Origin of the sequence: Pelotomaculum isophthalicicum JI, assembly GCF_029478095.1 — a bacterium.
GTDB classification, from domain to species: domain Bacteria; phylum Bacillota; class Desulfotomaculia; order Desulfotomaculales; family Pelotomaculaceae; genus Pelotomaculum_D; species Pelotomaculum_D isophthalicicum.
Window position 1 is genome coordinate 192,536 of sequence record NZ_JAKOAV010000001.1, and the last position, 15,492, is coordinate 208,027.

Sequence of the window (15,492 nt, forward strand, 5' to 3'; positions counted from 1 at the left end):
GCAGGGCCTTCTAATTTTTGCGGCGAATTTATGCCAATGAATGTGAATAGTTAACGCAAGGGAGGAAATTGTGAGACTATACCGAATATATACAAGACAAGTAAAGGAGGAGCCTCACTAAATGTTGAGAACCATTTTGGGGCCGATTGCAGCTGACCTGGAAAACGTATATTGCATACTTAGAAAAGAGTTTCCTCTAATTATCGGCCAAGCGGGGGATTTAACCCGCCTTGAGCATTTATCTGTAAATACGGCAATTAGACCGGCGCTGGTGATCCTTTCTTCCCGGATTTACGACGGTAATCCTGAAAAAACGGCTGTTCTGGCCGCTGTTTTTCAGTTTATTTATCTAGCTTCAAAAGTACAAGAGAATATTTCCAAAGCTGATCCGGTCGTGAGTAGTGAAATCAGCGACTACCGGGACAAAAAAGGTTTTTCTGTTTTGCTGGGAGATTACCTTTACAGCAAATCCACTTTTCTGTTGATCGAGTCAGGCATAACGGGGATGATTTGCGCTATGGCCGAGATTGTTTGTCAGGTTCACGAGGGTTTGCTTTTTAAAGAGAAACTGACAGGGTTTAACCCAGCCTCAAAAGCGTTTCACGATATCGTTCGCAAGGAAACCGCCGAGCTTTTTGCCGGTTGTTGTCTTCTCGGAGCCCGCCTGGCTGGCGCTGTTGTAGAAGACCAGGAAATCATGCGCCGCTTTGGCTTAAACTTGGGCATGGCTTTCGGACTGTCGGAGTTGGGTGTCGCTGTTGAACAAACGTCTTTTTATACGGAAAATGCCCTGGAATATCTCTTGCTGGCGCCGGCACGGCCGGAAAAGATTGTATTGGAACAACTGGTTAATATGTTGTCCGGCAGTGAAACAAAAATAAGGCGCATGGTGGGGTAAAGGCAACGGAGGGCTATATGCGGCCGGATCAGTATCAAAATAAAGAAGAGTATGTACATGCGGTTTTTTCATCTATCGCCCATCGGTATGATTTTCTTAATACCGCGCTGAGTTTCAACCAGGACAAGTATTGGCGGAAATTTGCGGTGAAGCTTACCGGTTTGGGAACGGGCGGCCAAGGGTTGGATGTTTGTTGCGGAACGGGAATGCTGACCCTGGAACTGGCAAAAGCAGCCGGCTTAAACGGTCATGTGACAGGCCTGGATTTTTGCGCCGACATGCTGGCGGTAGCCAGGGAAAATGTTGGGAAGTCCCCTTACCGGAAGGTTATTGAACTGGTTGAAGGCAATGCCGTTAACCTGCCGTTTCCGGATAATACCTTTGACTGCGCGACCATCGGTTTTGCCCTGCGTAATGTACCTGATATCAGAAAAACAATCGATGAGATGCGGCGGGTGGTAAAACCCGGGGGAAAGGTTGTGTCTCTTGAACTTGCCAAACCGGGCATGCCATTATTCAAACAACTCTATTATTTTTACTTTAACTGCGTTGTGCCGGTGCTGGGCAGACTGGGTGTAGGGCTTAACGGGCCTTACAACTGGCTCCCGGAATCGTTGAAAAAGTATCCTCACCAGTCGGAGATCAAGAATATCTTTGCCGACGCCGGTCTGACCGGAGCCTGCTATTATGAGCTAACCGGCGGTATTGTAGCTGTGCATGTGGGAGAGAAGTGACATGGCGTATAATGACTTGCGCGCTTTTATCGCGGACTTGGAAAAACGCGGCCTTTTAAAAAGAATAAAGACGGAAACAGACCCGGTGCTGGAGATTACCGAGATTAGTGACCGCATGGTCAAGTCCGGCGGACCGGCATTGTATTTTGAAAATGTCCGCGGATATAAGTTGCCGGTTGTCACCAATCTTTTCGGCACGCTGGAACGAATGAAGCTTGCCCTTGGGGTAGATGACCTGGAACAGATTGGTAAAGAGATAATGGATTTTATTCAACCGCCCGAGTTGCCGGTCACCTTTATGGACAGGTTGAAAGCGCTGCCCAAGTTGGCGCAGTTGGCGTCTTTTATCCCGAAAAAAGTAAACAGCGGTCCTTGTAAGGAAGTAGTGGTCAAAGATAACCCTTCATTGGCTGGATTGCCTGTTTTAAAGTGCTGGCCGGAAGACGGGGGGCCATATATCACGCTACCCTTGGTTTTTACCAAAGATCCCCGGACGGGACAGCGAAATGTCGGGATGTACCGGATGCAAATCTATGATGAACGCACTACCGGGATGCACTGGCACATTCACAAAGACGCTGCCGGGCATTGCCGTAATCAGGTTGAAAAAATGCCCGTAGCCGTCGCCCTAGGCGCTGATCCGGCGGTAATATACGCGGCTACCGCGCCTCTTCCCGCCGGTATCGATGAGATGTTGTTTGCCGGTTTTTTGCGCAAGGAACCGGTTCAGTTGGTGAAGTGTGAAACAGTTGATCTTGAAGTTCCGGCATATGCCGAAATTATTCTTGAAGGTTATGTCGACCCTCAGGAAAAGAGGCTGGAAGGTCCTTTCGGCGATCACACCGGCTATTATTCCCTGGCCGACCAGTACCCGGTATTTCACCTGACTTGTATTACCAGCCGGAAAGACCCTCTCTACCCGGCAACTATAGTCGGGCGGCCGCCGATGGAAGACGCCTTTATCGGCAAGGCTACCGAACGTATCTTTCTGCCCTTGCTCAGACTGCTGGTTCCTGAATTGGTGGATATGAACCTGCCGCCTGAGGGAGTTTTCCATAACTGTGTCATTGTATCTATTGAAAAAAGCTACCCGGGTCAGGCCAAAAAAGTGATGTCCGCATTATGGGGTTTTGGTTTAATGATGCTGGCCAAGCTGATTATTGTAGTTGACGCGGATGTGGATGTGCAAAACATTTCCGAAGTGATGTGGCGGGTGTTTAACAACATTGACGCTAAGCGCGATGTGGTGATCACTGAGGGGCCGTTGGATGCCCTGGACCATGCGTCTCCGCTGCCCCACCTGGGCGCCAAAATGGGCATTGACGCCACAACTAAATGGCCCTCGGAAGGGCATTTGCGCGAATGGCCGGGTGACGTGGTAATGAGTGAGGAAGTGAAAAATCTGGTCGACGGCAAATGGAGGGAGTATGGTTTTTAAGAAGCTGAAGATTTTTCTTGAAATGATTAAATTTGAACATACTTTGTTTGCTTTGCCTTTCGCTTATATCGGGGCTTTGTTGACAGAGAGAAGAATACCTGCCGCGCATGACCTGCTCTGGATCACCATGGCCATGGTTGGCGCCCGCACGGCGGCCATGTCTCTTAACCGGATTATCGACCGGCGCCTGGACGCGCGGAATCCCCGCACCGCCGGCAGGGCCTTGCCCAGGGGGCTTTTGAGAGAAGGTGAAGTTTGGTTTTATGTTTTGCTGTCTTTTTTAATTTTGTTATATTCATCCCATCAGTTAACCCCGCTGGCTTTCCGGCTTGCTCCGGCGGCTGTTCTGGTATTGTTTGCCTACTCGTACACCAAGCGCTTTACCTGGACATGCCATCTGGTGCTGGGGTCGGTGCTGGGGATGGCCCCGTTGGGAAGCTGGATCGCCATTACCGGCCAATTTCATCCGGCCCCGGTCCTATTAGCTGCGGGAGTGCTTTTTTGGGTCGCCGGTTTTGATATTATCTATGCCTGCGATGATTACGAGTTTGACCTTAAAGAAGGTCTTTATTCCATCCCGGCCCGGTTCGGCATTAAGCGGGCGCTTTATATTTCCACTGCTTTTCACACCATCGCGCCATTGTTTTTCCTGGCCGCCGGTTTGCTTCTAAACCTTGGCGCCCTTTATCTGGCTGGTGTTATGGTTTCAGTAGGGATACTTTTTTACCAGCATACTTTGGTGCGTCCCGATGATTTGTCTAGGGCAGGTGTGGCTTTTTTTAATTTAAATGGTACCTTAAGTGTTGTTATGTTTGTCTTTACCCTATTAGATGTCTTTTTCCCTTTACGGATCTTTTAACAACCGGTTGAAATTCAGCATTGTCGTGTTTATCACGGCGCTAGTAAAGAAAGAAGGGAATCGCGGTAATGGAACTTGTTCTTGACGGTGAATTGGCTGATCTGGGCAATAAAATTCTGACCGGTGAAAGGTTGAGCCGTGAAGACGGTATTCGTCTTTATCAAACCAAAGACCTCTTGGCAGTGGGTAGCCTGGCCGATCTCGTCCGGCGCAGGAAAAACGGAAACAAGGCCTATTTTATCGTTAACCGTCATATTAATCATACAAATGTCTGCGAAAATCTGTGCGAGTTATGCGCTTTTGGACTTGAAGCAGGCCATCCCAAGGCGTATACTCTCACCCTTGATGAAATCGAAGCTAAGGCGCTGGCTTCGGCCGGGGAGCGAATTTCTGAAATACATATTGTCGGCGGGCTCAATCCGGATTTAAAAATTGATTATTATGTTGAAATGTTGAGGCGCGTCCGGCGGGCGCTTCCCGGTGTGATAATCCAGGCGTTTACCGCTGTGGAAATTGATTATCTGGCACGGGTGCACAGTATACCGGTAGAGGAAGTGCTGGCTGTTTTACGTGAAGCCGGACTTGACTCACTGCCAGGCGGTGGGGCGGAGATTTTTTCGCCGCGGGTGCGTGAGTTGATCTGTTCTAAAAAAATTAGCGGCGAGCGCTGGCTGGAGGTGCACATGGCCGCGCATAAATTGGGAATGCGCACTAACGCCACTATGTTATACGGCCATGTGGAGACGATTGAGGAGAGGGTTGATCATTTGGTCGGATTGCGTGAGGCGCAAGACCGCACCGGTGGGTTTTTGACCTTCATTCCACTCGCCTTTCACCCTAAAAATACCGGCCTGGAGCCGCTGGCGGTCTCCGGGTCTACCGGGTATGATGACTTGAAGGCATTGGCTGTGGCCAGGCTGATGCTGGACAATTTTGATCATATCAAAGCTTTCTGGATAATGATTGGGCCCAAATTAGCCCAGGTTTCCCTTTCTTTCGGGGTTGACGACCTGGACGGCACCGTGGTGGAGGAGAAGATCGCCCATGACGCAGGCGCGGCAACCGGACAATTTATGTCTAAAACTGAGATTGTAAAAATGATTAAAGCGGCAGGGCGTTTGCCGGTAGAGCGTGATACCTTGTATAACGTTATTGAGGAGGGTTTTTAGTGTCCAGATTACGCCTCGGGCAGTTGGATTACATTAATTGCCTACCGGTTTACCATGCCCTTGAAGAGGGGTTGTTGCCGCTGGAAGCCGAACTGGTTAAGAAGCCCCCTAATGTCTTAAACCGTCTTTTTATGAGCGGCCAGTTGGATGTCAGCCCTTTGTCTTCAATTGAGTATGCCAGGAACAAGGATAGTTGCATTATCCTGCCCGGACTTTCCATTAGCGCAGACGGCCGGGTAATGAGCATACTGCTTTTCAGTAAAGTGCCGGTGACGGAACTAGAAGGAAAGAAAGTGTGTCTGACCGAGTCTTCCGCGACCGGGGTCGCGCTCTTAAAAGTGCTTTTTGACCACTATTATCATGTTGATGTGGATTATGAAACTACCGTTCCTGAACTTAGCGGCATGATGGAAAGGGCGGACGGCGCGCTATTGATTGGGGACAATGCCATGCAGGCTCACCAGTATGTAGAAGAACACCACATCCCCTACCATGTTACTGACCTTGGTGAAACGTGGAAGCAGTTTACCGGCGCGAAGATGGTTTACGCGGTTTGGGTAGTGCGCAAAGCCTACGCCAGCTCCAATGCGGCGGCGGTAAATTACCTCAGTAATATACTCATAAATTCAAAGGAAATCGGTCATAGACAAATAACCGCTGTTGCCGCTAAAGCCCAGCAACGGAGCGGACTGCCGTTATCCGTTACTGAGGATTATTTTAAAACGATCAAACATGATTTTGGCGATGACGAGAGGAAAGCACTGCTAACTTTTTATGATTATGCCTATAAAAGCGGATTAATTGATGAAAGAGTCAAACTGCGGGTGTGGGGTGAAGCCGGTGCCTGATCTGGATAATATTTTGGACAAAGCCGTCCGGGGAGGGCGGCTTTCTTTGAAAGAGGGTGTAGCTCTTCTCGCCTCGCCTGACTTGTTACCGGTGGGCCGCGCGGCTGATTTAGCACGTAAGCGAAAACATCCTGACAACATAGTTACGTTTATTATTGACCGGAATATTAACTATACAAATGTCTGTAGCAGCAGGTGCCGCTTCTGTGCCTTTTGGAAGGAAGAAACAGACCCGGAAGCTTATATCTTGGATAAGGAAACGCTTTTTAAAAAGATTGAAGAAACCATAGCCGCCAATGGTACGGCAGTAATGATCCAGGGTGGGCTTCATCCGAAGCTGGGACTGGATTACTACCTGGACATGCTCCAATCGGTTAAAGAGCGATACGATATTCACATTCACTCTTTCTCTCCGCCTGAAGTAGCGTATATGGCGCGGAACTCCGGATTGTCATTGCGAGAGGTCCTGTTAAAATTACAGAAAGCCGGCCTGGATTCTCTGCCAGGCGGTGGCGCCGAGATCCTGGATAACCGGGTGCGTGGTTTAATCAGTCCGGAAAAGATCACCTGGGAAGAGTGGATGGAAGTAATGGCACAGGCTCATCAAATTGGAATGAAATCCACAGCCACCATGATGTTCGGTCATGCGGAAACCTTGGAGGAACGGGTGCTGCATATGATCCGGGTGCGTGAGCAGCAGGACCGCACCGGCGGCTTCACCGCTTTTATTCCCTGGAGTTTCCAGCCAAAAAACACTAAGCTGGGCGGTGAAACTACCACCGGTGTGGATTATTTGAAAACCCTTGCTGTGTCCAGGTTGATGTTGGATAATATTCCTAACGTCCAGGTTTCGTGGCCGACACAGGGCGCCAAGCTGGCGCAGGTAGCCCTGGTCTTCGGGGCCAACGACTTCGGAGACGTCATGTTGGAAGAAAACGTCGTCCGGGCTGCCGGGGTGAACTACCGGGTTCCCGTGGAAGAAATAATTCGCTGTATTAGTGATGCCGGTTTTACGCCGGCCCAGCGGAATACAGGTTATAAGATAATAAAAGAGTTTTCCTGAGCTTGTGGGGGAGTGAAAGGAGATTTAAATTATGGATAATGAAAAATTTCAGGAACTAGTGTTAAAACAGCTACAGGTACTGACCGAAGGTCAAGTCAAATTGGACACTAAATTTGATAATTTAGACGCCAAGGTTGAAGGGCTGGAAGTCAAGGTGGACGGATTGGATACCAGACTTGGAGGTCTGGAAACCAAGGTGGACGGATTGGATACCAGACTTGGAGGTCTGGAAGTCAAGGTAGATGGATTGGATACCAGGGTTGGTAATATCGAAGTAGACATACGGTACTTAAAAGCAGGCCAGGATAGAATGCAAAAGGATATTGACGGTATCAAAAATGAACTAAGTTACGTTTGGGGCGATTGATAACCGGCTGTCCGCCCAGGAGGAAGAAGTGGTCATACTCAAGCGGTTAAAATAATTTTATCCGTCAGTGGGGACCTTGAGTTTTAAACAGCCGGTCTACGTTAAAATCCGAGTAATGTATATACCTTATCGTTCACAATATTATTCCCGGTAAGACCATTGTCTTCCCGGAATTGTTTAACTGCTTTTTCAGTTCCCTGGCCCCAGAAACCATCAGGTGTCCACTTGAGGTAACCAAGCCTTTTCAACGCCCGCTGCACTTCCAAAACATCCGGCCCCTTATCTCCGAATTTTAAAATGGAAGGGAGAGTGCCCGGCGCGCCGAATGGTGTTCCAATAATGGTTACAGGTGTACCAGGGATAACAAAAGGAAATATTTCCTCAACGTGAGCGTTATGCATCCTGATACAGCCGTGGCTGGCAAAACTGCCGATACTATGTGGAGCGTTGGTGCCGTGGATGCCGTACTGCCCATATGGTATATTGAGTCCAAGCCATCGCGTGCCCATGACGTCAGGCGGGTTGGTATCCTGAGAGGCGATCTTCCAGTTGCCGACCGGAGTGGGTGTTTCGTATTTCCCCATGGCAACTGGAAACTGGCGGAAAGGTTCCCCATTGTCGAAGAGGGTTAGGGTTAGCCTGTCCATGTCAATAATTATACTGATTCTTTCCGGCATTGGGTTTGCCGCCCAAGATGTTCTTATGCCCGACCCCATTAAAAAAACGGCTATTAAAACTGCGGCAGCGCAATAAAAGAATTTCATCACAAAAGCATTTCCCTCCGTTTGTTATATTACTTCTATTTTCTCTATATTTGTTCCTTACTATTCCGGATAGGCTTCTTAATTAATTCAGCATGGAAAAACGATGGTTGTCCGCTCACACGACCCAGTAGTATATTGTGATAATCATTTGAAGGAGCTTTTGTTAAGAAAGAACAGTTCGCCACCGGAATGTATAATGTATATGTTATTAGATAATATTGTGGTTCATTTCACAATTATGTATAATTAAGTGTGCCAGGCTTAAAATGGTTTAGTTGTGACTCTAGCACGATTATATTAGGGAGTATGATGTTATGAAAAATTATCAATTGGCAGAGTATGAAGAGAGATTTTTTAACCAGTTAAGTAATATTACTGAAAAAAACAACTTGATTAACCCCGAGTTATTTAATAAATACAACGTTAAACGCGGGCTCCGTGATAAGGACGGCAAGGGAGTACTTGTGGGTCTTACTGAAATCGGCGAGGTGCATGGCTATATTATTGATGAAAATGAGACTATCGCTGTTCCAGGCAGATTAATTTACAGGGGCATCGACATTACTGACATCACGGACGGTTTCTTTAAGGATGACCGCTTTGGTTTTGAAGAGACTTGTTACTTGTTGCTTTTTGGTGATCTCCCTGACCAAGACACTCTTATGAGTTTTGAGCGGCTTCTTTCAGAATACAGAAAGCTGCCTGAGGATTTTGTCCGCGACATGATTCTGAAAGCGCCAAGCAAGGACATGATGAATGTATTAGCAAGAAGCGTACTCGCTTTATATAGTTTTGACGATAACGCCGATGACACTTCCATCAAGAATGTATTAAGACAATGCATCAGGCTGATTGCCTGTTTTCCGTTGCTTGGGGTTTATGGTTACCAGGCTTATTCTCATTATCATGGAAATAATAGCCTGTTTATTCATAGCCCAATGCCTGAATACAGCACCGCTGAAAATATTCTACACATGCTTAGGCCGGACAGCAAATTTACAAACCTTGAGGCAAAACTGCTTGATCTTGCTCTAGTGCTTCACGCTGAGCATGGCGGGGGCAACAATTCGTCCTTCATCACGCACGTTGCGACATCGTCCGGTACTGACACATACTCTGTGATAGCCGCCGCGCTGGGGTCGTTAAAAGGACCAAAACATGGAGGAGCTAACATCAAAGTCATTCAGATGTTTGAAGATATGAAGCAAAACATAAGGAATTTAGACGACGATGAGGAAATTGAACATTATCTTGTTAAATTAATTAGCAAAGAAGCTTTTGACCGTCAGGGTCTCATTTATGGTATGGGTCACGCTGTTTATTCAGTTTCTGATCCAAGGACGCTTATTATAAAGGAACATGCTGCCCGGCTCGCTAAGGAAAAAGGTTTGGAGGACGAATATAATCTCTATTTAAAAGTTGAGAAAATGGCTCCTGAAATAATCGGGAAATCCCGGAATACGTTTAAAGGCGTGTGTTCAAATGTTGATTTTTATTCAGGCTTTGTTTACAAAATGCTGGATATTCCAGTTGAATTATTCACTCCTATATTTGCCATTTCCAGGATAGCTGGTTGGAGCGCACATCGTATTGAGGAAATTGTTAATTCGGGAAAAATTATCAGGCCGGCATACAAGAGTGTTTCGAAACGGCGCGAATACGTTTCGATGGACGGGCGATAAGGCGGCTAGATAACCTAATGATAAATAGTCTTCATTACTTAGAAGAGATTCGGGTAAATAAAAAAGCCCCGGCACAGTTCATAAAGCGTGCCGGGGTCTCTTTTTCTTTTACATCTGCCGGGCATACTCCACGGCATTTTTAAAGATAGCCAATCCGTGAGGCACCGTGTCTTCCGGCATCCTGCGCCAGTTCGGGTGTTGGGTTTTTTCAACGTACCGCTCCGGGTGAGGCATCATGCCCATGATTCTTCCGGTCGAGTCACAAATGCCTGCTATGAAGTTTAGAGAGCCATTTGGGTTGGCCGGGTATAGCGCGGTCGGCTTGCCGTCGGCTCCGGCGTAGCGGAATACCACCTGACCACCGTGTTCTATTTTTTCAATAACAGACGGGTCTGAATAAAACTTGCCTTCGCCATGGGCCACCTGGATGTCTATCAGCGAACCTTCCATACCGCGGGTGAAGACGCAGTGACTGGGTTCAACCAGCAGTCTGATCCAGCGGCATTCAAAGTGCCCGCTGTCATTAACAGTCAGGGTGGCTTCAATATTTCCCTGGTTCCGGTCAGGGAGCAGTCCGGTGCGCACCAGTACCTGAAATCCGTTGCATATGCCGAGCATCAGTTTGCCGGAGTCGACAAACTCGCTTAATTGTTCTTTCAGAAAGGAAGTTAGTTCCACCGCCAGGATTTTACCGGAGTGGACATCGTCACCGTAAGAAAAACCGCCCGGCAAAGCCAGTATTTGATAATCAGCCAACTGAACTTCTTTGCTTCTAAGCTGGTTGACATGCACCATTTGGCTTTCCGCCCCGGCCTTTTCAAAGGCATAAAACATTTCCTCGTCGCAGTTGATCCCGTCCGTTCTTAAAACACATACGCGCGGCTTTTTCACTGGCGAAACACCTCCTTCATCGGCTGCCGCCAGGCTGCTCTCAGCCTGTCCAGCCTAGTCTCGAAAAGGGTTTTTCCTGACTGCTCGGCTGCAATGACTTTTCTGTCTGTTGTTTTGCCGATTACCTGGCAGGGAATGTCGCCAAAAATATCAGACGGGTTGCTGTCAGCGGGGATTTCCGCCAGGAAGCAGCCGGCTGTTTCATTAAACAGGAAGTTTTCAGCTAATTCACCCTCCGGTATTATTACCTGAGCGCCCATGTCGCCGCCGAAGCACATCTCGGCCAGCGCCGCCGCCACGCCGCCTTCGCTGATATCGTGACAGGCCAGGAGCTTACCTGAGTTTATTGCGCCGTAAACTGCCTCAAAAACATGCATCAGCGCGGTGGGGCTGAGCTTCGGCAGGTTGTTTCCAATATGACCGAGCAAGTCATAGTAAACAGATCCGGCCATTTCAGCGGTATTCCGGTATCCTGCCAGGACGATTTTCGTGCCGGTTTTTTTGAAATCGGCCGACACTGTCCGGGATACGTCAGGAACCCGCCCGAACGCTGAAATACACAATATCGGAGGGATTTTAATCACCGTTCCGTCTTTCCCCCGGTAGGTGCTGGACAGGCTGTCCTTGCCCGAGATGAACGGCATCCCTGTTCCGCGGACGAAATCCACGCAAGCATCTACAGCCAGGTCCAGGGCGCCCAGCAGTTCTTCGTCGGGGAAGGGCCAGATGAAATTATCCATAAGCATTAGATCGCGCGGGTTAACCCCGGAGGCTATCGCGTTGGATACCGCCTCGGCGGCTGCCCACAGGCTTCCATGGTAAGGGTCAATCATGTTCAGCACTGGGTTCAGGCCGTGGGAGATCACCATCCCATACGGTTTTCCTAAAATGGGCGCCATGATGGCCGCGTCGTTCGGCCCGTCCCCGTTTATGCCGGAAAACGGGGGCAGGGCGCTGGTGCCCTGAACGCCGTGGTCATATAGTCTGACAATCGGTTCTTTGGAACAGACGTTAAGGTGTCCCATTACCCGGCAGTACAGGTCTTCCCAGTCTGCGGCCGGAACAGCCTCCGGCTCTGCGAAGCAAGCTGGACGCCAGGCGGCGTTCATTACCCGCTGGGGCAGCCCGTTGTGCAGAAATTCCATTTCCAGGTTCATTACTACCTGGCCTTCGTAGGTGGCGGAGAAACACTTGTCTCCGGTAAATTCTCCAAGGACGGTGGCTTCGACGTTGTAACCCCGGCATATTTCCATAAGACGCCCGGCATGTTCCGGGTCCACCGCCAGCACCATCCGTTCCTGGCTTTCCGATTCCATGATTTCCCACGGCGACAGGCCGGGGTATTTCAACGGCGCCCGGTCAAGGGCGATCCTGGCGCCTACTTCAGAGCCCATTTCCCCGACGGCGGAAGCGAACCCGCCGGCGCCGCAGTCGGTGATGGCCCTGATCAAGCCCTCGTCACGGGCTACCAGGATGGCGTCGAACGTGCGCTTTTCTTCGATGGGATGGCCGATTTGCACGGCGCTGGAGTTAACATCGATGGTCCGGTCGGTCATCTCACCGCTGGAGAAGGTTGCGCCGTGAATGCCGTCCCGCCCGGTACGGCCGCCCAGCGCAATCACCAGGTCCCCGGCCCGGGGCCGGCCTTTACGGCATAACTCCGCCGGCAGGATCCCGTAAGCTCCCACGATAACTGTCGGCTTGGCGCGGAAATCCCGGTGAAAGTGCACGGAGCCGTTGTTCGTAGGAATACCCATTCTGTTTCCGTAATCACGCACCCCGGCGACAACCCGGCGCAATAAGTAGTGCGGGTGGAGACAACCGGCTGGAATATCTTCGTCGGGCGTGTCGGGCCTGGCAAAGCAAAACATATCAGTCGAAGCCAGTGTTTTCGCGCCGCGTCCGGTGCCCACGATGTCACGGAATACGCCGCCGCTGCCGGTCATGGCGCCTCCGTAGGGCTCAATGGCCGAGGGGGAATTGTGAGTTTCTACCTTGCCGCAAATAGCCTGGCCGTCATAAAATTCCATTACACCGGAATTGTCGACGAATGCCGACAGCACCAGCGGGTGGTTGCTCTCTTCAGTGGCGTTTTTCAACCGTTTCAAGAGCGGGGTTTTCTCTTTACCGTCAACGATCAACCTGGCTTTGAATGTTTTGTGCCCGCAGTGTTCGGACCAGGTCTGAGCGATTGTTTCGATTTCGCAATCAGTGGGGTCCCTGCCGATGCGCCGGAAGTAGTCTTTGATAACCTGCATTTCCTCCAGGTTCAAGAATAATTTGTCGCGGCTCAATTCAATCAACTCGGTGTCGCTCATTTGTCTAACCGGAATCACTTCTGTGCGGCCTGGCTTGCCCTGAATGATCAGGGTTTTTGGTTTTTCTCGCACGACATACTCCACTGTGGCGTTAACCAGCAGGCTGGAGGTGATTCGTTCAATATCTGCACCGGTGATATTTTCACCGTAAAAACCGTACTCCCAACTGGAGTCGGCCGCCAATAACCCGGCTACGCCCAGGTCGGCCGCGGACTTCACGATGGAAGCGGCCTCCGGGTTCATCACTCCGGGCTTGTAAGCTACCTCCAGTACAATAGTGGCATCGTTAATCACCGGGCTGTTTACTGAAAAATCCTGGAAAACACTTTCTGCTAACAGTCTTTCCGCCAGCAAGGCGGCATCACTGGCGCCAATGCCTTCAAAACGGAAAACACGGGCGGTTCTGACTTTTTGCACCGTGTTAATACCTAAAGCGTGGCTAATTTCGTACAGGATTTCCTCTCCCTTGCTGTCGGGGATTCCAGCCTTGGTAATTACCCGCACCTCTTGAATCATCATTTTTTACCTCCTATCCAAGTGGTCGCAACTATTAATACGGCAATTTATCACAATCTCCTGCCCGGGAAGTAAAAATAAATAGAAACAACTTGGAATTCAGGAGTCAGAATTCAGGAGTCAGAATTCAGGAGTCAGAATAGAGAATGGTTTATCGTCTTTAATTATTCTGAACCCTAACTTCTGAATTTCTGAGTACCTGAACAGTAACAATAAATAAATAAAGCGATCACATAATTGGAGCGCTTTCTTTTATCATTATTGGGTTAAGATACAAGCATTCAGTAAGTAGACATTCAGAGTACCGGACGGATAACCGTTTTTATTCTGACTCCTGACTCCTGTCTACTGACTCCTAATCATTATAATATAACAACCTGAATCTTTACAGAGGTTGTTAATACCATAGAGATATGTGCTGTGCCATTTGTGGAAAGGAGCTCTGCGCGTCTGATACTTGCTTTTGGCGTATAGCTGCCATATAATTGTAAAGTTAAGAAAAATTTTTCTCGTTTTTTGGGGGTTTTATGAGTAAAAAATCATGGGAACGGGGCTTGCGGTTGTTGCCTTCGGTTGATGAAACGCTCAGGGACGACAGAGTGGCCGAACTGCTGGCCGTATATCCCAGGAGCATGGTGGTTGAGGCCGTGCGTGTTTCTCTGGCCGGCGAGCGCAGGCGGATCCTGGAGGGTGAACCGGTTGAAGAAGACATGGATGAAAACAGTTGCCTGGATTTGATCGTGTTAAAAACGGCTGAGGTTGTCCGTAACCAGGCATGTTCCAATCTGCGGCCGGTAATCAACGCTACCGGCGTTGTTCTGCATACAAACCTTGGACGGGCGCTTTTGAGCGAAAACGCCAGGCGGGCCGTTTGTGAGATAGCCTCCAGTTACTCCAACCTGGAGCTGGAACTGACTACCGGCCGGCGCGGCTCGCGCTATGCGCCGCTGGAGCCGGTTCTGACTTCCCTGACCGGGGCGGAAGCGGCTCTTGTGGTGAATAATAACGCCGCGGCTGTGCTTCTTGCGCTGGGCACTCTGGCTAAAGAGCGCGAGGTCGTGGTTTCCAGAGGACAGTTGGTAGAGATCGGGGGGTCTTTCCGTGTTCCCGAGGTTATGGCCCAGAGCGGCGCGAGACTGGTGGAGGTCGGCGCTACCAACAAAACCTATCCTGATGATTACCGGAAGGCAATTAACGAACATACGGCGCTTCTGCTTCATGTACATACCAGCAACTACCGGATCATTGGCTTTACCAGGGAAACCACGATAAAAGAGTTGGTGGAGATTGGCCGTGCCTTTTCCCTTCCGGTAATGTCCGATCTCGGCAGCGGTTCTCTGCTTGATTTGAGCCGCTATGGCCTGCCGGGGGAACCTACTGTTCAGGAAATGGTGGCTGCGGGAACCGATATAATTACCTTTAGTGGAGATAAATTGCTTGGCGGCCCGCAGGCCGGCATTATTGTGGGACGGCGCCGTTATATTGATAAAATGAAGAAGAACCCCTTGCTCAGGGCGGTCCGGGTCGACAAGATGACTGTAGCGGCTTTGGAGGCTACCTTGCGGGAATACCTTGATGAGGAGCGGGTTGTTGAAGGACTGCCTGTTTTGCAGATGCTTACAGCCAGCGCAAGCCGGCTGGAAGAAAAAGCGGAGAATTTGGCCCGCCTCGTTAGAGACGCCGTAGGGAACAAGGCGGGAGTTGAGGTCGGCAAAGGGTTTTCCGTAGTGGGCGGCGGCTCCTTGCCGGCGGCTGAACTGCCTACTGCGGTAGTAAAGATTGATTCCCGCACAACTTCAGCCGGCGACTTGCAGTCCGCTTTGATGCGGGGGGAGCCGGCGGTAATGAGCCGTGTGCAGGGCGGCAGTTTGCTCCTTGATGTCCGTACCGTGCGCGGCAGTGAATTGCCTGCGCTGGCGGCGGCTATAGGAAAGGTGATCTAAAA

Annotated in this window: 13 protein-coding genes; 10 read left to right on the plus strand and 3 right to left on the minus strand. The window is 49.8% G+C overall.

All coding sequences use genetic code 11. The features are described 5' to 3' along the window. The first annotated feature begins 121 nt into the window (after window positions 1–121). The 8 genes from L7E55_RS00935 to L7E55_RS00970 all read left to right on the plus strand — a co-directional run bounded on the left by L7E55_RS00935 (window position 122) and on the right by L7E55_RS00970 (window position 7,376). Window positions 122–898, plus strand: a complete 777-nt coding sequence (locus L7E55_RS00935) for a polyprenyl synthetase family protein (RefSeq protein WP_277442079.1) — start codon at window positions 122–124, stop codon at window positions 896–898. Window positions 899–915: 17 nt separating this feature from the next. Next, window positions 916–1,632 carry a demethylmenaquinone methyltransferase gene (locus L7E55_RS00940; RefSeq protein ID WP_277442080.1) on the plus strand — a complete coding sequence of 239 codons (717 nt, stop codon included), beginning with the start codon at window positions 916–918 and terminating at the stop codon, window positions 1,630–1,632. A gap of 1 nt (window position 1,633) precedes the next feature. After that, complete coding sequence (locus tag L7E55_RS00945; protein WP_277442081.1) at window positions 1,634–3,070, plus strand: menaquinone biosynthesis decarboxylase; 1,437 nt, start codon at window positions 1,634–1,636, stop codon at window positions 3,068–3,070. Continuing rightward, entirely contained in the window at window positions 3,060–3,929 is an 870-nt protein-coding gene (locus L7E55_RS00950) for a UbiA-like polyprenyltransferase (RefSeq protein ID WP_277442082.1), read from the plus strand. Before L7E55_RS00945 ends, L7E55_RS00950 begins: the two co-directional genes overlap by 11 nt. 68 nt (window positions 3,930–3,997) lie before the next feature. After that, a complete protein-coding gene (mqnE, locus tag L7E55_RS00955; protein ID WP_277442084.1) occupies window positions 3,998–5,098 on the plus strand; it encodes an aminofutalosine synthase MqnE in 1,101 nt (366 codons plus the stop codon). Further along, complete coding sequence (locus L7E55_RS00960) at window positions 5,098–5,946, plus strand: menaquinone biosynthetic enzyme MqnA/MqnD family protein (protein ID WP_277442085.1); 849 nt, start codon at window positions 5,098–5,100, stop codon at window positions 5,944–5,946. The genes mqnE and L7E55_RS00960 overlap by 1 nt, the downstream gene beginning before the upstream one ends. Next, window positions 5,903–7,009 carry a cyclic dehypoxanthinyl futalosine synthase gene (mqnC, locus tag L7E55_RS00965; RefSeq protein ID WP_277442086.1) on the plus strand — a complete coding sequence of 369 codons (1,107 nt, stop codon included), beginning with the start codon at window positions 5,903–5,905 and terminating at the stop codon, window positions 7,007–7,009. Before L7E55_RS00960 ends, mqnC begins: the two co-directional genes overlap by 44 nt. 31 nt (window positions 7,010–7,040) lie before the next feature. Next, window positions 7,041–7,376 (plus strand): hypothetical protein, encoded by a 336-nt coding sequence (locus L7E55_RS00970; RefSeq protein ID WP_277442087.1) that lies wholly within the window; start codon window positions 7,041–7,043, stop codon window positions 7,374–7,376. A 101-nt stretch (window positions 7,377–7,477) separates the two neighbouring features. Here the strand turns inward: L7E55_RS00970 and L7E55_RS00975 are convergent, their stop codons facing one another. After that, a complete protein-coding gene (locus L7E55_RS00975; RefSeq protein WP_277442088.1) occupies window positions 7,478–8,053 on the minus strand; it encodes a L,D-transpeptidase family protein in 576 nt (191 codons plus the stop codon). A gap of 401 nt (window positions 8,054–8,454) precedes the next feature. On the opposite strand from L7E55_RS00975, the gene L7E55_RS00980 reads away from it, so the two are divergent. Continuing rightward, entirely contained in the window at window positions 8,455–9,822 is a 1,368-nt protein-coding gene (locus tag L7E55_RS00980; RefSeq protein ID WP_277442089.1) for a citrate/2-methylcitrate synthase, read from the plus strand. A gap of 108 nt (window positions 9,823–9,930) precedes the next feature. On the opposite strand, the gene purQ is transcribed toward L7E55_RS00980, so the two are convergent. After that, a complete protein-coding gene (purQ, locus tag L7E55_RS00985) occupies window positions 9,931–10,713 on the minus strand; it encodes a phosphoribosylformylglycinamidine synthase I (RefSeq protein ID WP_277442090.1) in 783 nt (260 codons plus the stop codon). Further along, a complete protein-coding gene (locus L7E55_RS00990; protein ID WP_277442091.1) occupies window positions 10,710–13,550 on the minus strand; it encodes a phosphoribosylformylglycinamidine synthase subunit PurS in 2,841 nt (946 codons plus the stop codon). The genes purQ and L7E55_RS00990 overlap by 4 nt, the downstream gene beginning before the upstream one ends. 524 nt (window positions 13,551–14,074) lie before the next feature. Between L7E55_RS00990 and selA the strand changes: the two genes are divergently transcribed. Beyond that, window positions 14,075–15,490: an L-seryl-tRNA(Sec) selenium transferase gene (gene selA / locus L7E55_RS00995; protein WP_277442092.1), complete on the plus strand. Its 1,416-nt coding sequence runs from the start codon at window positions 14,075–14,077 to the stop codon at window positions 15,488–15,490. Window positions 15,491–15,492 lie beyond the last annotated feature (2 nt).